Origin of the sequence: Nocardia uniformis NBRC 13702, from assembly GCF_001613345.1 — a bacterium.
GTDB classification, from domain to species: domain Bacteria; phylum Actinomycetota; class Actinomycetes; order Mycobacteriales; family Mycobacteriaceae; genus Nocardia; species Nocardia uniformis.
The window spans coordinates 1-22563 of sequence record NZ_BDCE01000053.1 but is presented as its reverse complement, the minus strand read 5'-3'; the positions used below and the strand labels follow the sequence as shown (position 1 = coordinate 22563).

Below are 22563 nucleotides of genomic sequence, written 5' to 3'. Positions count from 1 at the left end.
GGGGGACGATTGTCCGGCGACCGCTACTCGTCCCAGTCGTCCATCGCGGGGGGAACCGGCAGCTCCGTCGTCGGCGGGACCGGCTCCGGCAACTCGAGCGTCGTGGTCGGCAGTTCCGTGGTGGTCGGGAACTCCGTGGTGGTCGGGACCTCGGTGGTGGTGCGGGGCGGGGTGGTGCGCGGAGTAGTAATGCGTGGTGGGCGCGATGTGGTGGGACGCGTGGTGCGGGTCGGGGATTCGCGGCTTTCGTCGTTCTCATCGCGGGCCGTGGTGCTGGGTAGCGTCGGTGTACGGCGTGGGGGTCGGTCCGACGCGACGCGCCAGGTGGGGGAGGGCGGGATGATGACGGCGGGGGTGGTGGTGCCGGAGCTGGTGCTGTAACCCGTTGGGGCGGCCTGCAAGTCGGCATTGAGCGGCGGTGGGGCGACGTAGGTGTCGGAACCGCCGAGGCCGCAGGAGCCGATGAGGATGAGCCCGAGGGAGACCGCGCCGGCGGCAGCGGCGGCGCCCATCAGGGGGACTGGCAGCCGACGCGGGCCGGTGTCGCGTTCGTCCGCGCGACTGTTGCTGCCGTCCATCGGTGGGCTCTCCTCATTCGTCTCGAGTGGGGCTCACCCTAACGGTTGCCGCCAGGCGGTGCCAGGCGGGCGGTCGGTTCGAATTACGCCCCGCGCAGGGTGTTCCGGCATCACGGAACAATCTCAAACAGCGGTAATTCAGATATCGAATTGATCAACTCCGCGTGTTGAACGCACGTGTCCTATAGACATTTCGTTGCCGGGCCGTAATGTGTGGCCAAAGTTACACGTGAGACGCCCGAAAATAGCTGAGGGACGCGCGTGCGGGTATCGAAAGATACCTGCGTAGAGGTGTCCTCGTGCCGAATGCGATGGGCGTCATCGAGGAGTAGATGATGGGAGCTTACTCGACATCCCCGCTGGGCGCGGTCGCCCAGCAGGTGGATACCGCGGTCGAGAGGCCGCGGCGGGTGACGGCGAGTCTGGCCCGGGCGATTGCCTGGTTGATATTCGTGGGCGGCCTGGTCGGGGCCGGCCTGGGAATCGCCGGACTACATGTCGAAATCGCGGTCGCCGGATTGATTCTGGCCTGCACCGCCGGACTGGTGCTGTTGAAGCTACGCGCCGACGGTTCGGGCGGGCATTGACGAATTCGGCGGGAATTCGAACTAGCGCCAATTCGGCAAGCTATTGGCTATTGGTGGGTTGATTCGCTGTCACCGGACCACCCATTCGAATGCCAGTGCTTTGGACCGAGCGCCCTCCGCTGTTCGCGACCGATTGGGTTCGCCGAGTTCGCTCAGCAACTGATCGGACATTTCGACCAGTCGCGCCAGTACTGACGGCGTGAACCATTCCGGGCGGGTGGCGAACAACAGATCCTCGCTGGAGGTATTGCCGCTCGCACCCGGAGCGAACGGGCAGCCACCGAGCCCGCCCAGCGAACCGTCCACCACATCGGCCCCGGCGGCAATGGCGGCGAGCGAATTCGCCACACCCATACCCCAGGTGTCATGGCCGTGGAAGACGATGCGCCGGCGGGGACTGCCGTCGCGCACCGCGGTCACCAACGCCGCCACCTGATCGGGGTGCGCCTGGCCGAGGGTGTCGGCCAGCACGATGTCCTCCGCACCCTCGGTGCGCGGGTCATTGGCAATGGCCAGCACCCGCGCCGGATCGACGGGACCGTCGAACGGGCAAGTGAATGCCGTTGCCAGGCACAGCTGAATGCGTCCGTCCACCGCGCGGGCGAAGCGCACGGCGGCGGGCATGGCGGCCACGCTGTCCTCGGTGGTGCGACCGATATTGGCCTTATTGTGCGCGTCGGAGACCGAGAAGCAGTACTGGAAGTTCCGCACCCCGGCCGCGGCGGCCTTCTCCACATGGCGGGGAGTGGCGACCCACAGCCAGCAGCGACGCAGCTCCGCGGGGGTGAGCGCGGCGACCAGCTCCAGGCTGTTGGCCATGGGCGGCACCAGATCCGGGCGCGCCATGGAGCCGATTTCCAGCTCGGGAAGGCCGAGGGCCAGCAGCTGCCGGACGATATCGACCTTGCGCTCGGTGGGCAGCACCTTGCCGGTGAGCTGCAAACCGTCGCGCAGCGTCACATCGCGGAGAATCGCCATATCGCGGTCCCTTTCCAATCGGTGGTGCGGCGTCAATCGACGGTGAGGGCGTCGATATCGGCCTCGGACATGCCGAGCAGTCCGGACAGTACTTCGTGGGTGTGCTCACCGAGATCGGGCCCGACATTGCGGATGGGCAGCGACTTCGCGCCGATGACCGGGACGATGCCGGTGAAGCCGACCTGCTTCGGCTGTGGTTCGCCCACATCCACCGGGAAGGTCTGAATCATATTGCGCGCCCGGTACTGCTCGTCGGTGACGATATCGGCGGCGGTGTAGATCGGTCCGCACGGGATGGCGGCCTGTTCGAGGATCTGCAAGGCCTCGTCGCGGGTGTGCAGGCCGGTCCATGCGGCAATATCGGCGTCGAGTCGTTCGCGATTGCGCCAGCGTCCGGCATTGTCTTGCAGTTCCGGGTCGGCGGCCAGGTCGGGCCGCCCGATGACCTGCATATAACGCTGGAAGATGGCATCGCCATTGCCGCCGATAATAATGCTGTAGCCGTCGCTGCACGGGTAGGCATTACTGGGTGCGATGCCTTCCATCCGCCCGCCGACGCGTTCGCGATTGATCCCGTAGGCGAGGTAGTCGGGGACGAGGGATTCCATGACCGACAGGATGGATTCATTGAGCGCCACATCGATAATGCGCTGTTCCAAGGGAACCCGCTCGACCCGCTCCCGCTGAAACAGCGCCATGACCGTGCCGAAGGCGGCGTAGATGCCCGCGATGGAGTCACCGATCGAGACACCGACGCGCACCGGCGGCCGATCCGGATCGCCCACGAGTGCGCGCAATCCACCGACCGCCTCCGCGACCGCCGCGAATCCCGGGCGCTGTGCGAGTGGACCGGTCTGTCCGTAGGCGGAGATCCGCGTGATCACGAGTTCGGGGTTGGCCTCCGACAGGACCTCCGGCCCCAGTCCCCACTTCTCCAACATGCCGGGCCGGAAGTTCTCCAGCAGCACATCGCACTGCCGAACCAGATCGAGCACGATTCGCTTACCCGCCTCGGTCCGCAAATCCAGCGTGATCGACTTCTTGTTCCGATTCACGGTCCGATACAGCATCGATGTATCACCACCGTAGAGCCGCCAATTCCGCAGCTCGTCACCGGTTTTGGGTCGCTCGACCTTGATTACCTCGGCCCCGAAGTCGCCGAGTATCCGCCCGGCGGTCGGCGCCGCCACGTAATTCCCCAACTCCAGAACCCGCACCCCATCGAGCGGCCGAATCTCCATCGTCACCAGAGAAACGTAGCGTGGATGCCTCGCTCTTCAGGGCGGGGGAGGAAATGCGTCAACTCTGGGCATGGCGCGACCGCTCATAGGGGTGGTCGGGACTGCTGCTCGATATACCGGCGGACAACACTGATCGGGGCTCCGCCGACCGAGCCGGCGAAATACGACCCCGACCACAGTCGGAGACCCTGCCAGTACGCGAACCGCAAGTCCTCGAACTCCTTGCGCAACAACCTTGATGACACCCCTTTGAGGGAGTTGACCAGCTTGGAAACCGCGATCTTGGGTGGGTAGTTGACCAGCAGGTGGACGTGGTTGGGTTCGCCATTGAACTCGACCAGTTCCGCTTCGAAGTCGGCGCACACGTCCCGCATGATCTGTTCGGTGCGGCGCAGGTGGGCGGCAGCGAACACCGGGTCCCGGTACTTTGTGACGAAAACCAAATGGACATGCATGTTGTAAACAACATGTCTGCCTGCGCGGAAACTGACCGGATTGTCCATGAAACCAATGTTAGTATCGAACATGTGAGCGAGGTTGCGGAGGTCGGAAGCGCGCGGTACACGTACCGCCTGCGCCTGTCTATAACAGCCCACCGCGCCCTGATGGATGAGTGGGACCGCACCAGGTGGGTGTGGAATCAGTGCGTCGCAGAATCCAAGACTGTCCACAAAGCCGGCGAGACGATAGGCCCCGCCGCGCTGGACAAGAAACTGACTGGCTGGCGGGCCGAACACGACTGGCTGCGTGAGGGGGCGTCGGTTCCGCAACAGCAGATCATCCGCGACTTCGGGCGTTCCCGCACGAAAGCGTTGACCGACTTCAAAGACCGTGTCCGGCAACACCGGCGGGCGGGGATGCCCCGGTTCAAGAAGAAGGCCCTCGCGGACCCGACGCTCAACTACACCCTGCGCGGGTTCCGGCTGAAGGACGGCCGCCTTCATCTCGCGGGCGGGATCGTGGTGCGGCCGGTGTGGTCGCGAGAGCTGCCCGCCGAACCATCCTCGGTCCGGATCTACCGCGACAGCAGCGGCCACTGGTATTGCTCCTTCGTCATTCCCGCCGCTGCGGAACCGCTGCTGCCGACCGGCCGGGCGATCGGTATCGACTGGGGGGTGAAGGAGATCGCGACAACGACCAGCGACGCCCACGATCTTGCGCACCCGCAGTACGGGAAGTCCGCCGCCGCGAAGCTCGCCCGCTATCAGCGGATGATGGCACGTCGCAAGCCCGGGAAGGGACAACCGGGCTCGAAGGGGTACCGGGACGCGAAGTCGAAGATGGCGAAGCTGCACAAGAAGGTCGCCCGCCAACGCCAGGACACCGCCCGCAAGTGGGCGAAAGCCGTTGTGCGGGAGTTCGATCAGCTCGCGGTGGAGGACTTCAAGCCGAAGTTCCTCGCCAAAACGACGATGGCCCGGAAAGCCCAGGACGCGGCGATCGGTGCGACGAAGACGGCGCTGCTGGAAATGGTGCGCAAACATGGCCGGGAAGCCATATTGGTGAACCCGAAACACACGACGATGGATTGCGGGTTGTGCGGGGAGAGAGCCAATCACCGCCTCCTGCTATCCGAACGCACCTACCGGTGTGGACATTGCGGACACTCGTCCCCTAGGGATAAGAACTCCGCGTACGTGATGCTGAACAGGGCTGGTTTCCACCCTGCTGGTGCTGATTGCGGAAGACCAGGGTGCTCGCCGAGCGCTCCGGCAGCATGAGCCAGGAATCCCCCGCCTCCAGGCGGGGGAGGAATCAAAGTGTGAACGATAGGACTCTCTCGGTCTCGTGCCCGCCTACTGCGGGCACGGAGTGTGCAAGGAGCCGGTGGACCGACGGTCGCGGTCAACCGAGCGGCAGGCGTCGTACGTGTCTGGACCGAGCCGGCCGGCAGGATCGGGGCTCGCGTCGTCGGCTGTCAGCCGACCTGTTCGCGTAGGTAGGCCAGGTCGTCGGCAACGCCGTCGGCGGGGGTTTCCAGCACGATCGGCGCGTCCACCGCCTGACAGACCGCCACCAGCAATTGCGGGTCGATGGTGCCGTCCGCCAGGTTGGCGTGCCGGTCGGCGCCGGAATCGAAGGCGTCGCGGGAGGAGTTCAGGTGGACCAGGTCGATACGGCCGGTAATGGCCTTGATCCGGCCCACAATGCCGAGCAGTTCCTCACCGCCCGCCCAGGCATGGCAGGTGTCCAGGCAGAATCCCGCGCCGTAATCGCCGACGGCGTCCCACAGTCGGGCGATATTGTCGAAATGCCGCGCCATCGCGTGGTTTCCGCCCGCGGTGTTCTCGATGAGAATGGGCACATCGAAGCCGCCCTTATCCTCCTGGCGCTGGAACAGCTTGCGCCAGTTGGTGATTCCCTCGACCATCTCGTCGTCGGAGCGCACATGGCCGCCGTGTACGACCAGTCCGAACGCGCCCAACTCGGCCGCGGCCTTGGCCTGCTGTGCCACCGCGTTGCGCGACGGCATGCGTAGCCGATTGTTCAGGCTCGCCACATTGATCTGGTACGAGGAGTGCACCACCAGCTCGATGGGGCTGGCCTTGATCTCCGCCGCCAGCGGATGTGGCTTCGGCTTCTCCCAGCTCTGCGGATCGACCACGAACATCTGAATGACGTCGGCTCCGAGCTTCTCGCCGACACCGATCGGATCGCTATCCGTCCGCACGTGTGCTCCTAGACGCATGGGGTTCAGCGTAGACACCACCACCGACAGGTGGTGCCAAGCGATCCATAACTGTTGCGTAAGCGGGCCGACAGAAGATACATCCGTAGACCTTTCGAATGCTCGACCGACCCAGAGGTGAAACCACATGGAACACAGCGCGCTGGCCCGTTCACGGGCGCAGCGGAGGGCGGACCGAACACCGCCCCCCTGCTATGGTTTCGGTGATTTCGGCGGTCCGGCGCGCATTGGTGGGTCCCGGTGTGCGACGTGGGAAGTGGGAGCTGGTCATGCTGTCCAACGGTGACGTTTTCGCCGGTTATGTCATCGAGCGGCAGCTGGGCCGCGGCGGCATGGGCTCGGTATATCTGGCCAAGCATCCCCGCCTGCCCCGGATGACGGCGCTCAAGCTGCTGAACCGGGAGATGGTGTTCGACAAGGAGATTCGCGCCCGCTTCGAGCGCGAGGCCGACCTGGTCGCCCAACTCGACCACCACAATATTGTCACCGTCTACGACCGCGGTCTCGAAGACGGCCAGATGTGGATCTCCATGCAGTACGTCGACGGCGTCGACGCCGCCGCCGTGGATGCCACCACCCTGCCACCGGAGCGGGCCGTGCAGATCGTGGCCGAAACCGGCGACGCCCTGGACTACGCGCACCGCAACGAGGTGCTGCACCGGGATGTGAAGCCCGCGAATATTCTGCTCGCCCGCGCCACCGGCGGTAAGGGTGAGCGGGTCTACCTCACCGACTTCGGGATTGCCCGCCTGCGCGATGACAGCGGACACCTCACCCAGACCGGTACGTTCACCGCGACGCTGGCCTATGCCTCGCCGGAGCAGTTGACCGGTTCCGCCCTGGACGGACATTCGGACCAATATTCGCTGGCCTGCACGCTGTTCTGGCTGCTGACCGGCGCCGGACCGTTCCAGGCCACCAATCCGGCCGCCGTCATCCAGGGCCACCTGCAGAATCAGCCACCGCAGCTGAGCGCCGCACGGCCCGGGCTGCCGCCCGCCCTCGACCTGGTAATCGCCAAGGCCATGGCCAAGCGCCCGGAGGACCGGTTCAATTCCTGCGCCGAATTCGCGGCCGCCGCCCGGCAGGCCCTGACCTCGCCGAGCGCGCCCGCCATGCCGCTGGTGAATCCGCACACCGCGCCGCCCATGCAGTTCCATCAGCGGCCGCCGACGCATCCGCCGACCGCGACGGCCGCACCGATGCAGTATCCGACCGGTACCAGTTCGCGCACCCTCACGCCACCGCCGCAACCGATTCCGAACTACACGCAGCCGCGCCAGACCAATCAGTACACGCAGCAGCAGCAGTCGAACCCGGGCAACCAATACGCACCGGCACCGAACCCGACGAACCAGTACACGCGACCGGGGCCCACGAATCAGTTCAGCCAGCCGCCGGGGCAGACCTTTTCCGGCCAACCCTTCGCCGGTGGGTCCACACCGCCGCCGGGTCCGCGCGGTCCGCAGGGGATGGGGAACCCGCAGCCGGGCAAATCCAATACCGGGCTGATTATCGGGGCCATTGTCGGTGTCGTGCTGTTGGTCATCGTCGCCGTGGTGGCGATTATCGCGGCCGGCGATGACGGAAAGACGACGCAGACCGGGGCGATCACGACCACCACCTCGGCGGTGGCCGATAAGCCGGTGGATTCCGATGCCATCAGCACGGAATTCCCGCGCATGGTGCCCGCCGACAAGTCGGGGGATGTGGGCTACAACGGAGCCAACTGCTACCTGGCTGATCCCAGCAGCCCGCCGGATAAGACCGATGGCGAACCCGACTTCAAGGATTGGGCCGTGCAGTGGCGCTGCTTCGGCGGCGGCGATAACAATGACCCGTTCTACCGGGTCTACGCCTACACCTCGGCGGCCAAGGTGCAGCAGGTCGTGACTGCCCTGACCCCCGAGACGAAGTCGACCGACGCCAATGGCGGCAAGAGCTACACCAACTACCAGTTCAGCGATGGCGACCGCCCGCGCATGATCACGGTATTCACCGATGACGCCGACCGCACCCAGTATCTGATGTACACCGACGGCATCGTGGGTACGCTCGACGAGGTCCTGAGCTGGTGGCGGTCCGCCCCGCTGGCGTGATCGGCTACCACCCCGCAGGCCCGCCGCATCCGCAGCGGACCTGCGGGTGCGGAAGACACCCTGTGGAAACTGTGAGGGTACGAGGTTTCCGGGTGTTCCCCGATGGCGTCAGCTGCCGAACCTAGACACACTGGACACCATGAATTCAGACGCCTCGGCTACCGTCGCCCCCGACAAGTCGGATCCTGCCCCGGTCGCCGCCCGAGCGACCGATCTGGCGAAGATCTACGGTTCGGGCGATACACAGGTCAAAGCACTCGATGGAGTCTCGGCGCAATTCGCGAAGGGCGAGTTCACCGCCATTATGGGACCGTCGGGATCGGGTAAATCAACCCTCATGCACTGCCTGGCGGGGCTGGATTCGGCAACCTCGGGCACCGTGCACATCGGCGATACCGATCTGACGAAGCTGTCGGATAAGCAGATGACGCAGTTGCGTCGCGACCGCATCGGCTTCGTATTCCAGGCATTCAACCTGGTTCCGACCCTGACCGCGCTGGAGAACATCACGCTGCCGCTCGATATCGCGGGCCGCAAGGCCGACGAGGAGTGGTTGGCCACGGTCATCAAGCGGCTCGGCCTCGCTGATCGACTCACCCATCGGCCCTCCGAGCTTTCCGGTGGTCAGCAGCAGCGGGTGGCCTGTGCCCGCGCGCTGGCGGGTAAGCCGGACATCATCTTCGGTGACGAGCCGACCGGCAATCTGGACTCGCACTCCTCCGGTGAGGTGTTGTCGATTCTGCGGGCCGCGGTGGACGAATTCGATCAGACGGTCGTCATCGTCACCCATGATCCGCGCACCGCCGCCTACGCCGACCGCGTGGTGTTCCTGGCCGATGGTCAGATTGTCGACGAATTGCGCGGCCCCACCGCTGATTCCGTACTCGACAAGATCAAGTCGCTGGAGACGCTCTGATGTCCGGTAGCCCCATGCGCAAGGTTGCCTTGCGCAATCTCGCCGCGCACAAGGTGCGCCTGGTGCTCACCGTGCTGTCGGTCGTACTCGGAACAGCCTTTATCGCAGGCTCTTTCGTCTTCACCGATACGTTGCAGCGCACCTTCGACAATATTTTCGCCAGTCAGGCCCAGGGCGTCGATGTCCGGATCAGCCCGGAATCGCAACAGGCCATCGGTATTCCGCTGACCGTGGTCGACAAGGTCACCGCCATGGAGGGCGTGCGCACGGTGGCCCCCGGCATCAATGGCCCGGTCACTCTGCTCAAGGACGGCAAGGTCGTACAGACCGGTGGTGCACCGACTTTCGGTGAGGCGTACATCCCGCCGGACCGCGCCGTCGCCGACCCGCCGGAGTTCGTGGAGGGCACCCCGCCCACCAGAGCCGGTGAGGTCGCCATCAATACCGGCGGCGCGGAACGCGCCGGACTGGGCGTCGGCGACGAGGCCACGGTGGTGTTCCCCTCGAAAGGCCCTGTCGAGGTCACTGTTTCGGGAATCTACGAGGTTGGTGGCAGCGGCGGGACCGGCGGACTCATCGCGCTGCAATTCGACGACGCCCAGGCCCGGGAGCTGTTCACCGACGGTAAGCACGTCGCGTACCTCGATATCGCCGCGCAACCGGGCGTGAATGCCGATCAGTTGCGCGATGAAATCGCCACGGCCATGCCGGAATACAAGGTGCAGAACGGCGATCAGGTGCGGGAGGAGATGAAGCAGCAGCTCGGTGACGCGTTGAAGTTCATCAATTACTTCCTGCTCGCCTTCGGTGCCATCGCGTTGATTGTCGGCACCTTCATCATCTACAACACCTTCTCCATGCTGGTGGCGCAGCGACTGCGTGAACTGGCGCTGTTGCGTGCGGTCGGCGCGAGTAGCGGGCAGGTGGGACGGTCCGTGGTGGGCGAGGCGCTCATTGTCGGATTGATCGGCAGCGCACTGGGACTCGCCGCCGGTATCGGATTGGCGTTCGGCCTGGCCGCACTGCTCAATGCGTTCGATCTCGGCCTGCCCACCGGCTCCATGGCGGTACTGCCGCGCACCATTCTGGTGGCCATGGTGCTCGGCACCGTGGTGACCGTATTCAGCGCGTACGCGCCCGCCCGGCGCGCCGCGACCATCCCGCCCGTCGAGGCCATGCGGGAGGAGTTCTCCTCCTCCGACGAATCGACCAAGTGGCTGCGCGCCGGTATCGGCGCGGTGATGGCCGTCGTCGGTGCGGCACTGGTTGTCATCGGGGCGCAGGGCACCGGTGGCAATGCTGCGCTCACCGTCGGAATCGGTGCGCTGGCACTGATTCTCGCGGTGCTACTCGGTTCCCCGGCGCTGTCGAAGCCGGTGATCTCCGGGCTCGGTGTGCTGGTGCGGCCGTTCGGGCCGATCGGCCGGATGGCGCGCAATAACGCGATTCGCAATCCGCGCCGTACCGCCGCAACGGCTTTCGCGCTCACCCTGGGCCTCATGCTGGTATCGGCGATCGCCATACTCGGCGCCTCCGCCAAGGCCAGTATCGGTGATCTGGTGGATAGGGGTGTGCAGGCCGACTACATGATGATGGGACCACCCGACGGTATGATCGGCGTTCCGATGCAGGCCACCGACGATGTGCGGGCCGTACCCGGAGTGCAGGATGTGGTGGCCTTCCACGGCATTGCGCTGAAGGTCGATGGCGAGCAGGTGATCGGTTCCGTGCCCGAGGGGCCAATGGGCAGCGTGCTGAGCTACAAGGTATTGCACGGTACCGATGAACTCGGCGCCAAAGACATCCTGGTTTCGGAAACCTTTGCCGCCGAACATGATTGGTCGGCTGGCGAAACTGTCGAGGTGACCAGTATGGACGGCAAGAAGCATGCGGTCACGGTGGCCGGTATCTACGACGATATGCAGCTGCTGCAATCGCTGGTGGCACCGATGGCGCTGTACGACGAGACCGTGCCGACGAGCTTCCGCAGCAGTTTCATGGTGGCGGTCAAGGCTGCTCCGGGTGCCGACCTCGGGGCCATGCGCACCGATCTGGAGCAGGCCACCGAGAAGTTCGGCACTGTCCAGGTGATGGATCATGAGGACTTCAAGGGTGTGCAGGGCCGTCAGATCGACACCATGCTGGCGATTCTGTACGGATTGCTGGCCCTGGCGGTGGTGATCGCCATCCTCGGCATCGTCAATACCCTCGCCCTGTCGGTGGTCGAGCGTCGCCGCGAAATCGGCATGCTGCGTGCGGTCGGTATGCAGCGTCCGCAGGTGCGCCGCAGTATCTATCTGGAATCCATGCTGATCGCGATATTCGGCGCGATCGTCGGGGTGATCCTCGGCGTCGGCCTCGGTATCGGATTCCTGCGCACCCTGCAGGATCTCGGTCTGGAGACGATCGCGATTCCATGGGACCAGATCGTGCTGATGCTCATCGCCTCCGGCGTGGTCGGCATTCTGGCGGCACTGTGGCCCGGTGTGCGCGCGGCGCGCACACCGCCATTGGCGGCCATCGCGGATCTGTAGTCGGTCCAGCGACACTGTCGCCCCCTGCTCACCGCAGGGGGCGACAGTCGTTTTCGAGGCCGGGGGCTAGGCGCTCAAGATCACGATGACCGCGATCACGGCTATCAACAGCACCGCGACGATCGCGACGATAATCCACACCGTCGAACCCGAACCCTGTTGCGGCGGATGATAGGTCGGCTGCTGCTGCGGATGTTGGTACAGCGGTGCGTAGCCGGGCGGCCCGGTGCCCGGCACCGCCGCGGGCGGTTGACCGGTCTGCCCCGCAGGCTGATTGAACTGCGGGGACGACTGATTGAACTGCGCGGACTGCGGGTTCATCGGACCCGGTTGCGGGTTGCCCCGCGCCACCGGCTGATTGAACGGTCCGGGCTGCGGATTGAGCTGCGCCGGAGGCTGATTGCCGGGTCCGGACTGGTTGATCAGCGGCCGGGGCGTCGACGGGGTGTGCATCGGCGGCGGCACCACGGGCTGCGGACGAACCGGGGTGGGCGGCCGTTGCGGTACGACCGCCTGCGGCGGCGAGGTACGCGAGATGGTGAAGGCGCGTTCGGCGGCGGCCGCGAATTCGACGCAGGACCGGTAGCGGTCCTGGGGGCGTTTCGCCAATGCCCGCGCGAGTACGCCGTCGATGGCGCGCGGTAGGTCCTGGCGTAGCGCACTCACATTGCGCGGACGTTCCTGTAGATGTCCGCGGATCACCGCCGCCGGACTGGTGCCCTCGAACGGCACAGCGCCGGTGAGCAACTGGAACAGCGTGCACGCGAGGGAGTACTGGTCGGCGCGACCGTCCAGGGTGGCTCCGGTCAACTGTTCGGGTGAGGCGTAGGCGAGCGTGGCTGTCACCGTACCGGTTTGGGTGAGGTGGCCGGTATCGTCGCGCAGCCGGGCGATACCGAAATCGGTGAGGTACACCCGCTCGCCGCCCGCACCCGCTCGCCCGGCGCGGGCCAGCAGGATATTGGCGGGCTTCACATCCCGGTGCAGGACACCGATGCCGTGCGCGTAGTCGAGGGCCTTGGCGGTTTCGGTAATGACCTGCACCGCCCGCAGCGGCGGCAGTTTGCCGGGATTGATATCCGCGGCATTGACGCCGTCGATGTACTGCATGGAGATCCACAGCTGATCGTCGACCGCGCCGCGGTCGTACACCGTGACAATATTCGGATGGTCCAGCTGGGCGACCAGATCGGCCTCCCGAATGAATCGGGCCCGAATCTCGTCGTCGGTGAACATCTCCTGATTCAGCAGTTTCAATGCCGTCCGGCGGGGCAGCCGGGGATGTTTGGCCAGATACACCGACCCCATCCCGCCGCGGCCCAGTTCGCGCTCGACGACATAACCGGCGAACTCCTCACCAGAGTTGAGCAAATCCACAGCCCCCGTTTCCACGAGTCGAATCGCCTGGCAGCCTAGCAGCGATTATTCACGCCAAACCCGGGGTTCCCGCTCGGAGCCCTCCTGACCTGCGATTTTACGCTATCCGGTCCGGACTTCACCTCCGCTCAGGAGCGCCCGGCATTGAGATCGGCCCAGCGCCGCACATCACCGCGATCCAGGGCGACCGCGAGCAGCTCCGGAAAACGGTCCGGGGTGCAGGCGAAGGCCGGGACGCCGAGGGCAGCCAGGGCCGCCGCGTTCTCGTGGTCGTAGGCCGGTGCGCCGTCATCGGAGAGCGCGAGTAGCACCACCACCTGCACGCCCGATTCGGTCATGGTGCGAATGCGGCGCAGCATTTCGGCGCGGATACCGCCCTCGTAGAGATCGGAGATGAGAACGAACAGCGAATCGGTGGGGCGGGTGATGAGCGACTGCGAGTAGGCGATGGCGCGATTGATATCGGTGCCGCCGCCGAGTTGCGTCCCGAAGAGCACCTCCACCGGATCGGACAGCTTCTCGGTGAGATCCACGACGGCGGTATCGAATACGACCAGTGCGGTCTTCAGCGACCGCATCGACGCCAGCACCGCCCCGAAAACCGACGCATAGACCACGCTCGACGCCATGGACCCGGATTGGTCGATGGCCAGCACCACATCACGCCGCACCGCCTGCGCCTTGCGGCCGTAGCCGACCAGGCGCTCCGGCACCACGGTGCGGTACTCCGGCAGATAGTTGGCCAGATTGCGGCGAATGGTGCGGTCCCAGTCGATATCCCGCAGTTTCGGGCGCGAGACGCGGGCCGCGCGATTGAGCGCCCCGCCCACCGCGGCAATGGTCTGCGCGGCAATACGCCGCTCGACCTCACGCACCACCTTCTCCACCACCATGCGCGCGGTGGCCTTGGTGGTCTCCGGCATCACCTTGTTGAGGCTCAACAGGGTGCCGACCAGATGCACGTCCGGCTCCACGGCTTCGAGGAGTTCGGGTTCGAGCAGCAGCTCGGTGAGATTCAAGCGCCGCACCGCATCCCGCTGCATGACCTCCACCACGGTGGCAGGAAAGTAGGAGCGGATATCCCCGAGCCAGCGCGCCACATTCGGGGCCGACCCGCCCAGTCCGGCGGACCGCCGCGTGCTCTGACCGGCCGGGCCATCGGAGTCGTAGAGCGCCGACAGGGCCCGATCCATGGCGGCGTCACCGGCGGCCCCGAGTCCGCCCAACCCGGGTTCGGCCGCCCCGCCCAGGACCAATCGCCAGCGGCGAGCTTGTGACTCGTCGATGTCACGCATGCCGAACCTCCTCGTCTGTGGCGATACGCCCTGTCTGCGGGCCTATCTCGTCATCCCGGCGTGCTTTTGGCCGGGATCCACCGTAACCGGCAGAGGTGTGGATTCCGGCCAAAAGCACGCTGGAATGACGGGTCTGAGTTGTGCCGGAATGACGGCGCTGGGGTGTGTCGGAGTGGTGGGGCTGGAGTGTGCCGGAATGACGGGGTCTCGCGCACGCTGGTCCGCTCATGCGGTTCCCCTCAGGATCTCGATGGCCGCGCGCAGGGCGATGACACCGCGCTCGGTGTCGTAATCGGTTGCCGCGCTGGCCCTGGCGGCAGTCGTCGCGCCGTGGCGGACTGCCTGGGCAATGGACTGCCGGACACCGCTCTCGAATTCGCCGAAGGTGCGGCGCAGCAGGGGCAGGATGGCGACGAAGTCGGGCTCCTCCAGACCGCAGAGCCAGGAATTGATCAGCCCCAGCAGGTTTCGGTCGTGGACCAGGAGCAGCCCGCGGCCTCCGAGGAAGCCGTCGATCCAGGCGGCCTTGTCACCGGCCGTGCGGCCCACCGAGAGCGCCGCCGACAGCCGCTGGGCCGATTCCGCGGCGTCGATGATCTCGGCATCGCACAGCAGCCGCACCGCGCGGCCGACCAATCCGCCGTTGACATCATCGCGATCGGCCAGTGCGCGCAAGGCGGCGAGCCAGGACTCATTGGCCCACTCGTCATTACGCGCCGCGAGCGCCAGATGCACCGCATCGAGACGGGTGCGAAGATCGGCGGCCGCATCGGCGTCCAGCCCGGTGACGGCGCTCGGCAGCCCGGCGCAGACCCGGACCAGCAGGCCGTCGGTGACCCGGGCCAGCGCCGCTGTATCGGTACTGCGGACATCGCCGTAGCGCAGCGTGCGCAAGAGATCGGGGAGTGCGGCGAGCAGGTGGGTGACATCATGGTCCAGGGCCGCAACCGATTCCAGCCGGACAATGAGCCCGTCGATGGCATCGCTCAGATCGGCCAGGAGTGCCGCATCGAGAGCGGCCGCGACCTCTTGGACGGCGGCGTCCGGTTGGTTGACCTGGTCGAGAATCTTGGCCTCGGCGGCGGTGCGCAGGGTGGTGCCCCAGCGCGAGGCCTCCACCACAGCGACGGCTAATTCCGGCTGCCACTGCAACTTCCAGGTCTCCCGGAAGGTTCCGGTGCCGCGCACCTCGCTGGCGGTGCGCCGACCCCAAGCGATGCCGAGCAGCCGCAATCGGTGCAGCAGACGGGATTTCGCCATATCCCGCTCGGTGCGCAGATCCAGATCCACGGTGCGTTCGAGAGCCTCGAGCTTCAACCGCAGCGTCCGGATCTGTGCCCGCAGATCGGCTTCCAGCGGTACGGTGGGCGTGCCGTCCGGCACCGACCCCAGCGCCTCACCGACCACCAGTTCGCGGCTCACCAGAGCCAACATGGTTTCGTCGCCGTCGCAGAGCACCGCCCGCGTCGCCTCGGTCACCTCCGACAGGCCGGGCAGCGGTCGCCCGCGCAGCGTGGCGAGCGTATCGGCCAGCCGCACCGATTCGATAATGTGCGCACTCGAGACCGGCAGGTCGTGCTGGCGCAGCGTCCCCGCCACTTTGGTCAGCCAGCGCACAATGGGCTGCTCGGTCTCGGTGAACAGGTGCTGGTACCAGCCCGGTGAGGTGATTCCGGCTCCGTACCCGGACCCACTGGCCAGTCGCGAATGCGTCCACGGCACCCAGGTCAGCGTGGTTTTGACCTTCGGCAGCCCCTTGAGCAGCCGGGTATCGGCCACCGCCGGACCGAGTTTGCCGCTCAACGCGGGTGTATGCCACGCCCCGCACACCACGGCCAGCCGTTGCGCCCCATCCTTCAACGTTTTACGCATGACCTGCCGCATATGCGCCTCCCGGCGCAAAGTGTGGGTATCGATGGTGATCGGGTCGCGCTCGGATTCCTCGGATTCGCCCGTGGCATCGCCCGCCTCGACGGCGGATTCCCGCAGCGCGGCCATGGCTTCGTGCACGGCATCGAAAATATCGGCGTCGGAACTGGATTCGACAATCGCGTCCCACCAGCGTTCGGCGTCGTCGTAGCCACCGGCGGCGGCCAGCAGCCCCAGCGGGTCGGTGCGGTCGCCGGGTTCGTCGGTGACCGCGAGTGTGATAGCCGCGGGCAGATCACAGAAGCCGACCTCGACGCCGTGTTCCGCCGCGTACCGCAGCGCCTGCCACTCCGGAGAGAATCCGGCATAGGGCCAGAACGCGGCCCTGGCGGGTTCGTCCGGCTGATAGGCCAAGAGCGCGACCGGCGGCGACATATCCGCTGCCGCGACATAGCCGACCAGCGGATCGGCGTCGGCAGGTCCTTCGATGAGAATCGCGTCAGGTCGGAATCGCTCCAGTGCCAGCCGCAGTGAGCGAGCCGATCCTGGCCCGTGATGGCGAATGCCGAAGATTCGGGTCTGTGCGGCCCCGGCGGTCACCGCGGTCGTGGCGGCCGGGAGGTCGTCGGTGGAGACCGGGGTCATCCGTTCACCTCGCGGCAGGCGCGATAGAAGTCGGACCAGTCGGGGCGCTGGCGCACAACGGCTTCCAGGTACTCGGTCCACACCACCGCATCGGAGACCGGATCCTTGACGATCGCGCCGAGGACGGCACCGGCGATATCTCCGGCGCGCAGCACCCCGTCACCGAAGTGGGCCGACAGCGCCAGACCATTGGTGATGACCGAAATGGCCTCGGCGGTGGAGAGGGTGCCGGAGGGTGATTTCAACTTGGTGCGGCCGTCCGTCGTCACACCCGAACGCAGTTCGCGGAAGACCCGCACCACCCGGCGGATCTCCTCGGCGGCGGCGGGAACGGCGGGCAATTCCAGTGCCGCACCGAGTTGTTCGACACGGCGGGTGACAATGGCGACCTCTTCGTCCTCACCGGCGGGTAGCGGCAGAATGACGGTATTGAAGCGTCGTCGCAGCGCCGAGGAGAGGTCATTGACGCCGCGATCGCGATCATTGGCGGTGGCAATGACATTGAAACCCTTGGCGGCCTGCACCTCGATACCGAGTTCCGGCACCGGCAGCGTCTTCTCCGACAGCACGGTAATGAGCGCGTCCTGTACATCCGACGGGATGCGGGTCAGCTCCTCGATCCGGGCGATCGAGCCCGCGCGCATGGCGGTCATGATGGGGGACGGCACCAACGCACCCTCGCTCGGCCCCTCCGCCAGCAGCCGCGCGTAATTCCAGCCGTACCGGATGGCTTCCTCGGCGGTGCCCGAGGTGCCCTGCACCAGCAGCGTCGACGCACCGGAGATGGCTGCCGAAAGATGTTCCGACACCCAGGTTTTAGCGGTGCCGGGAACACCGAGCAGGAGCAGCGCCCGATCGGTCGCGAGGGTGGCCACCGCGACCTCCATGAGCCGACGTGGTCCCACATACTTGGGAGTGATGACGGTGCCATCGGTCAGCGTGCCGCCCAGCAGGTAGGTGACCACCGCCCACGGTGACAGCTGCCACGACGGTGGGCGTGGGCGATCGTCGGCGGCGGCGAGGGCCTTCAGTTCGTCGGCGAAAGCCTGTTCGGCGTGCGGACGCAGCAGGATGTCCTGCTCCTGGGGGATGGTCACGTCAACTCCTCGAGCATCGTCTTGCGTTCCATGAGGTCTCCGGCGAGCTGGTCGAATGCCTGCTCCCAGTACGGATCTCCGCAGCTGTCGGCGGCGGCGGTGACAGCGGGTGCCGCCGTCACCGGAAAGTTGGTGGAGGCCGCCCGGAACAGGGTCCGGTACGAACCCGGCACCAGGCTGGGGGCGCCGGGTCGGTCGGCGCTGAGCCTGGCCCGCTCCATGAGCAGTCGTAGTACATGGTCGGCCACCTGCGTCGGCCATGGATGCGTTACGGCCCGCAGCAGTGATTCGATTTCAGCCAGCCAACTGCTGTCGAGTTGGCGCAGATGCCGCACCTGATCCTCGAGCGGTTGGATGGCGAAGAGCTCACGCAACTTCTCCACATCCGGATCGCCCGCGGCGGGGGAGCCGGTAATGACCGCGAACAACGCCCGCGCCCACACCGGATTCCGCTGTGCGAGTGCGGCATCCGCCCAACCGGCGAACATGGGGCCGCGCAGGCTGTCCGCCATTGGCACCCGCACGGCCTGATCGGGAGCACCGAGCAGGACCTCCCAGTGGGGCAGTCCGGTCGCCGCCACTACCCGGTGCAGCCATTCGGCGGCCAGATCCGGTGAACCGTCAGCCCGGTAGACAGTGAAGGTGAACGAGTCGCCGACGCCGTCGCGGCGGGCGGCATCATCGAGGACGCCCGGTCCGGTGGTGGTGAGCAGCGGCTGTGCGAGACGCTCACCGAAACTCACCCAGGCGGCGGCACGGGTGGTCATCCGTCGCACGAAATCCGAATCCGGCAGCCGGGCAAGCAGATCCGCCGCCAGCCGCCGCACATCGGCACGCCGATCGTCGAGCGCGGATTCCAAGAGCGCCTCATCGGCCGCGGACAGCCCATCGGCCAGCACCGCCAGCAGCTCCACCTTGCCAGGCCCCGACTCCTTGGCCCACGACCCGGCCAGCGCATCCCGTGCGGCGATGGGATCGACGCGCCGCGAACGCGCCAGCCACGCCCGTCGTTCCGGGGCACGGCCGTGCGACCACACGGTCTCGTCGGCCACGGTCGCCCGCACCAGCGTCCGCCATCCGGGATGCTGGGAGGCCAGCCACCTGCCCCGCACCCCGGCCAGGCGCAGTAGTGGCTCCCGGTATGTGGCAACGGATTTGGCGCGTTCCAACAGTCGACTGCACATTGCCTCCGGAGCGCGATAGTCGAACGGCTCGGCCACCGTGAACCATTCCGCCAAGAACGAGGAGGTATCGGTCAGCAGCGTGCCCAATCGCGCCGCCGCGGCCGGTGGCAATACCGGCCTCGGATCCTCCCCGGCCGGTTCGGTGACTTCCGCCGACCCGGGCGAGACCGCGCCCCGCGTGAAACACTCCTGTAGCGCAACGGATTCGAGCAGGGTGACGGCGGCATCGCCGTTCAACCCCGCCGCGACATCCGCGACCGGGGCGGGCAGGGTGCCGGTGTCGGCGGTTCGCCGTGCGGTGCCCACCAACGCCGTGGACACGAGTTCCCCGGTGCCCGCATCGGCTTCGGTACTCGCATCGACAGCTATCGACGCAGCCGCCGAACCGGTGCTTCCGCTCGCCGAAACCCCGTCGACGGCAACAGCATCCACGACAGTGCCCGATCCGAAGACGGACAGTGGCACCAGCCCGTCCGTGGTCCACTCCCCGACGATGGTCACCGGATGCCCACCCGAAACGCCCAGCATCCGCCACGGCTCGCCATCCTCGGCGGACACCGGCAGGGCATCCCCCTCGGATTCGACAACCCGCCATCCACTGTCGCCGCGCGCCGGAACAACATCGATCAGCAGTACCGGCCAGGCCCGCAGAAACGGATCGGCACCCAGCGCCTCGGCATGTTCGCGCAATGCGTCGGCAATAGTTCCCCGTCCGGACGATATGCGGCCCGCAACACCGTCATTACTGGGATTCGGGTCGCGATGTCGCCCGGCCACCTTTGTCGTTCCGGCGTGTTCTCGGTCGGAATCCTCACCCCGCCGTAGCGGATCCCGGCCAAAATCCTGCCGGGATGCCGAGGACTGTGCGGACGCCCCGCTGTGAATCTCAGTAGTGGTGTCGATGAGGCGCGAAGCGTGCCCAACCGTGCTGTGTACGGAGCCACCCTGGTGGCGTGTGGTGTCGGTATCGCGCGCTGTGATGCCGGTGTCGCGGAGGACGGCATCCCCTTGGTCACCTGCGGTGCCGGTCTCGTCGTGCGGAGTGCCGGTTTCGTGAGGTGCGGTGCTGCTGTTGTCGGTGGTGTCCGCCGCGTGACCAGTGGAGTCGGTGTCGTGAAGCGTGGCATTACTTTGGTGAACGGCGTCGGTCACGCCGAGCACGGCGTCCGACCGGTTGCGTGCGGTGCCGACTGTCAACGCGGCAGAGGCTGCACTCGGCGTCACAGTGACGATATTCGGTTGTATTGCCGCTGAGCCATTTTCGTGGAGCGCAGCCGATTCCTCGTCGTCTGCGGCGGCCGTACGGGGAATTGTGGTGAACGGTTCCGGCGCGCTGTGTCGCTCGCCCCAGATCGCCCGCATCGGTGCCGCCGCCGGGTAGTAGTGCAGGTCGGCATCCACCTGGAATCCGGGGGCCGGGGTGTCCTGCGGGAAGCTCGGGCTGCCGTGGTGGTGGTCGAGCAGCAGTGCCCAGCGACCGGTCCGGCGACCGCGCAGCCACACTCGGCGGGTGTACAGCGCATCCTCTACGGAGGTGCGGGCGGCGAGCACCATCCAGTGATCGCGTACCGAGGGTTCGGTGCGCACCGAGTCCACCGGTGTCGGAAAGCCGATATGGGTGCGGATACTCGAGCCCAATGCGGGGGAGAGCTGGTCGAGCCGCTGATGTGCGGCAATGAGCAGATGCAGGCGGCCGTATTCGCGCAACAGCCGGTGCGGCCAGTCGGCGCGGGCCGCGATACGGGGGAATTGGCGCAGAGTGAGCGCGAGGCCGGGGGCCTGGGCATCGACCATGCGGGCCGCCACCGTTTCGAAGGCGTGGTGGGAGCGGTCCGCCTGGGCGAGGCCGGTGCGGACCTGATCGGCCAGCCACATATCGAGATCGGCGAGCCCGGCGGTGACCCGTGCCTGCCGTTGACCGGCGGTGGTCGCATTGCTGGAGCGCGATGTATTCGCTTCCGGTGCGGCCTTTTTCGCTTCCCGTGCCGCCCGTGTGGCCAGCCATTCGGCCGCGAAGTCGGCCGGTGCGTCGACCTCCCGAACCCCGCCCTCGGACCAGGTGAGCAGCAGCCCCAGTGCGTGCTTACACGGGAACTTCCGGCTCGGGCAGGTGCATTTGTACGCGGGCCCCGCAAGATCGATGACGGCCTGATACGGACGGCTGCCGCTGCCCTTGCACAGACCCCACAGCGTGGTGTCGAACTGTCCGGTTTCGCTCCACTTGCCGCGCAGTTTGCGGGCTGCGCTCAGCGACGCGGCATCCGGTGCGAGCGCGGCGATCTGATCGGCGCTCCAGCGAGTACTCATCGGTCCCCCTTCCTCGGTATGACCGGATTTCTATCGCAGCCCACCGACAAGTGCGCACCGACTACGGCAACCGCACTGGTGCCGTGCTTTTCGGTACGGACGGTCCGTTCTCGCGCACCCGATTCAGTCGGCGGCTTCGGCCCGGGACAGCAGCACGGCGGCGACACACATCACCAGTGCGGCGAGGGTGACGACGGTCGTGACGACGGCTCCGGAGCGCAAACGCTCCTGCAGCACCGTGATGCCGAGTACGGCCGCGGCAAGGGGTTCCGCGACGGTGACGGCGGGCAGCGATGCCGAGAGCGGGCCGACCTGATAGGCGCGTTGTTGCAGGTAGAGGCCGGTAGCCCCGGTAAACGCCAAGGCGTAGATATGCCAGCTCGTCAGCACCGACGCGGTCTCGTGCGTGAAGAGGTCGGCGACGTGGGCGGTGAGCGCGGCGGCAATCCCGAACAGCGTCCCGCCCGCCGTTCCCAGCAGTAGCGCGCGCGGCGCGGGCGCGGCGATGGCGAAGGCCGCGATGACACAGCAGGCGACCAATCCCAGTAGCAGACCGAGCGGCACCAGCCATTGCCGCAAGAGCGCGTCGGAGGTCCCTTCGGCAGGGTCCCCGACAATCAGGAACACCGCCAGCGCTGCCGCGAGAACCATTGCGATAGACCAGGTTCGCGGTGTGATCCGCCGCTTGCCGTAGTACGCCGCCAGTGGTAAGGCGAAAATCAGCATGCTGACCAGGATCGGCTGGACCACGAGCACCGACCCGAAGCTCAGCGCCGCCACCTGAAACGCGAAACCCCCACCGTCACCGACGATTCCGGCCCACCACCGTGGGTTGCGTACGAGTGCGGCGAACAGTGCGTCGCCCTTCGGCACCTCGGCGGCCGCGGTTTGCTGCGCGACTGCCGAGACGGCGAACAATAGCGCGGCGGCGAAGGCGCAGAGTACGGCGGGCAGCGGGAGGTCGGGCACCGATCCAGTTTGCTGCTTATCGAGCGAGTTGCTGGTATTTCACTGCCGTGGGAGGGGGCTTTCGGTGATGGTGGTGGTCGAGGTGGGGACTGACTGCTGTTCTCGGGGCCTACGTAGCCGAGTTGTCGAGCGGGCGTGGCGGTTCCAGCCGGGTGCCGGGAGAAGGAATCAAAGCAGTGTGGTCGACTCGCCTGCCCA

Annotated in this window: 16 protein-coding genes; 5 read left to right on the top strand and 11 right to left on the bottom strand. The window is 66.6% G+C overall.

What is annotated here, in order from left to right; genetic code table 11:
* Positions 1 to 23: 23 nt before the first annotated feature.
* Positions 24 to 578, bottom strand: a complete 555-nt coding sequence (locus NU1_RS18805) for a hypothetical protein (protein ID WP_067523093.1) — start codon at positions 576 to 578, stop codon at positions 24 to 26.
* Between the two features lie 332 nt (positions 579 to 910).
* On the opposite strand from NU1_RS18805, the gene NU1_RS18800 reads away from it, so the two are divergent.
* Positions 911 to 1165 (top strand): hypothetical protein, encoded by a 255-nt coding sequence (locus NU1_RS18800; RefSeq protein WP_067523092.1) that lies wholly within the window; start codon positions 911 to 913, stop codon positions 1163 to 1165.
* A gap of 69 nt (positions 1166 to 1234) precedes the next feature.
* On the opposite strand, the gene NU1_RS18795 is transcribed toward NU1_RS18800, so the two are convergent.
* The 3 genes from NU1_RS18795 to tnpA form a co-directional block, all read right to left on the bottom strand.
* On the bottom strand, positions 1235 to 2143 hold the full coding sequence (locus NU1_RS18795; RefSeq protein WP_067523091.1) for a hydroxymethylglutaryl-CoA lyase: 909 nt from the start codon (positions 2141 to 2143) through the stop codon (positions 1235 to 1237).
* Positions 2144 to 2175: 32 nt separating this feature from the next.
* Positions 2176 to 3384, bottom strand: coding sequence for a CaiB/BaiF CoA transferase family protein (locus tag NU1_RS18790; RefSeq protein ID WP_084521575.1), 1209 nt, complete (start codon positions 3382 to 3384; stop codon positions 2176 to 2178).
* Positions 3385 to 3467: 83 nt separating this feature from the next.
* Positions 3468 to 3887 carry an IS200/IS605 family transposase gene (tnpA, locus tag NU1_RS18785; protein WP_067523089.1) on the bottom strand — a complete coding sequence of 140 codons (420 nt, stop codon included), beginning with the start codon at positions 3885 to 3887 and terminating at the stop codon, positions 3468 to 3470.
* Between tnpA and NU1_RS18780 the strand changes: the two genes are divergently transcribed.
* Entirely contained in the window at positions 3828 to 5105 is a 1278-nt protein-coding gene (locus NU1_RS18780; protein ID WP_212761321.1) for an RNA-guided endonuclease InsQ/TnpB family protein, read from the top strand. The genes tnpA and NU1_RS18780 overlap by 60 nt on opposite strands.
* Positions 5106 to 5302: 197 nt before the next feature.
* Here the strand turns inward: NU1_RS18780 and NU1_RS18775 are convergent, their stop codons facing one another.
* On the bottom strand, positions 5303 to 6073 hold the full coding sequence (locus NU1_RS18775; RefSeq protein WP_067523088.1) for a deoxyribonuclease IV: 771 nt from the start codon (positions 6071 to 6073) through the stop codon (positions 5303 to 5305).
* A 242-nt stretch (positions 6074 to 6315) separates the two neighbouring features.
* On the opposite strand from NU1_RS18775, the gene NU1_RS18770 reads away from it, so the two are divergent.
* The 3 genes from NU1_RS18770 to NU1_RS18760 all read left to right on the top strand — a co-directional run bounded on the left by NU1_RS18770 (position 6316) and on the right by NU1_RS18760 (position 11622).
* Complete coding sequence (locus tag NU1_RS18770) at positions 6316 to 8172, top strand: serine/threonine-protein kinase (protein WP_371859809.1); 1857 nt, start codon at positions 6316 to 6318, stop codon at positions 8170 to 8172.
* Between the two features lie 139 nt (positions 8173 to 8311).
* Entirely contained in the window at positions 8312 to 9088 is a 777-nt protein-coding gene (locus NU1_RS18765) for an ABC transporter ATP-binding protein (protein WP_067523087.1), read from the top strand.
* 14 nt (positions 9089 to 9102) lie between these two features.
* Positions 9103 to 11622: an ABC transporter permease gene (locus NU1_RS18760; RefSeq protein WP_371859808.1), complete on the top strand. Its 2520-nt coding sequence runs from the start codon at positions 9103 to 9105 to the stop codon at positions 11620 to 11622.
* Between the two features lie 66 nt (positions 11623 to 11688).
* Here the strand turns inward: NU1_RS18760 and NU1_RS40425 are convergent, their stop codons facing one another.
* From NU1_RS40425 to NU1_RS18730, 6 genes are all read right to left on the bottom strand, one after another.
* On the bottom strand, positions 11689 to 12999 hold the full coding sequence (locus tag NU1_RS40425) for a serine/threonine-protein kinase (protein ID WP_245720197.1): 1311 nt from the start codon (positions 12997 to 12999) through the stop codon (positions 11689 to 11691).
* Positions 13000 to 13127: 128 nt separating this feature from the next.
* Positions 13128 to 14294: a VWA domain-containing protein gene (locus NU1_RS18750; RefSeq protein WP_067523085.1), complete on the bottom strand. Its 1167-nt coding sequence runs from the start codon at positions 14292 to 14294 to the stop codon at positions 13128 to 13130.
* Between the two features lie 225 nt (positions 14295 to 14519).
* The gene (locus NU1_RS18745) at positions 14520 to 16808 is read right to left on the bottom strand and encodes a DUF5682 family protein (RefSeq protein ID WP_245720196.1); all 2289 of its coding nucleotides are present in this window, start codon (positions 16806 to 16808) and stop codon (positions 14520 to 14522) included.
* On the bottom strand, positions 16805 to 17905 hold the full coding sequence (locus tag NU1_RS18740) for an ATP-binding protein (protein WP_067523084.1): 1101 nt from the start codon (positions 17903 to 17905) through the stop codon (positions 16805 to 16807). The genes NU1_RS18745 and NU1_RS18740 overlap by 4 nt, the downstream gene beginning before the upstream one ends.
* Positions 17902 to 21396, bottom strand: a complete 3495-nt coding sequence (locus NU1_RS41545) for an SWIM zinc finger family protein (RefSeq protein ID WP_067523083.1) — start codon at positions 21394 to 21396, stop codon at positions 17902 to 17904. Before NU1_RS41545 ends, NU1_RS18740 begins: the two co-directional genes overlap by 4 nt.
* Before the next feature lie 123 nt (positions 21397 to 21519).
* Complete coding sequence (locus tag NU1_RS18730) at positions 21520 to 22365, bottom strand: DMT family transporter (RefSeq protein WP_067523082.1); 846 nt, start codon at positions 22363 to 22365, stop codon at positions 21520 to 21522.
* Between the last annotated feature and the right edge of the window lie 198 nt (positions 22366 to 22563).

Excerpts from the sequence above, each read along its gene's own strand:
- NU1_RS18805 (WP_067523093.1), bottom strand. The coding sequence starts at position 578 with ATGGACGGCAGCAACAGTCGCGCGGACGAACGCGACACCGGCCCGCGT.
- NU1_RS18800 (WP_067523092.1), top strand. The coding sequence starts at position 911 with ATGATGGGAGCTTACTCGACATCCCCGCTGGGCGCGGTCGCCCAGCAG.
- NU1_RS18795 (WP_067523091.1), bottom strand. The coding sequence starts at position 2,143 with ATGGCGATTCTCCGCGATGTGACGCTGCGCGACGGTTTGCAGCTCACC.
- NU1_RS18790 (WP_084521575.1), bottom strand. The coding sequence starts at position 3,384 with ATGGAGATTCGGCCGCTCGATGGGGTGCGGGTTCTGGAGTTGGGGAAT.
- NU1_RS18780 (WP_212761321.1), top strand. The coding sequence starts at position 3,828 with ATGGACATGCATGTTGTAAACAACATGTCTGCCTGCGCGGAAACTGAC.
- tnpA (WP_067523089.1), bottom strand. The coding sequence starts at position 3,887 with ATGGACAATCCGGTCAGTTTCCGCGCAGGCAGACATGTTGTTTACAAC.
- NU1_RS18775 (WP_067523088.1), bottom strand. The coding sequence starts at position 6,073 with ATGCGTCTAGGAGCACACGTGCGGACGGATAGCGATCCGATCGGTGTC.
- NU1_RS18765 (WP_067523087.1), top strand. The coding sequence starts at position 8,312 with ATGAATTCAGACGCCTCGGCTACCGTCGCCCCCGACAAGTCGGATCCT.
- NU1_RS18760 (WP_371859808.1), top strand. The coding sequence starts at position 9,103 with ATGCGCAAGGTTGCCTTGCGCAATCTCGCCGCGCACAAGGTGCGCCTG.
- NU1_RS18750 (WP_067523085.1), bottom strand. The coding sequence starts at position 14,294 with ATGCGTGACATCGACGAGTCACAAGCTCGCCGCTGGCGATTGGTCCTG.
- NU1_RS18745 (WP_245720196.1), bottom strand. The coding sequence starts at position 16,808 with ATGACCCCGGTCTCCACCGACGACCTCCCGGCCGCCACGACCGCGGTG.
- NU1_RS41545 (WP_067523083.1), bottom strand. The coding sequence starts at position 21,396 with ATGAGTACTCGCTGGAGCGCCGATCAGATCGCCGCGCTCGCACCGGAT.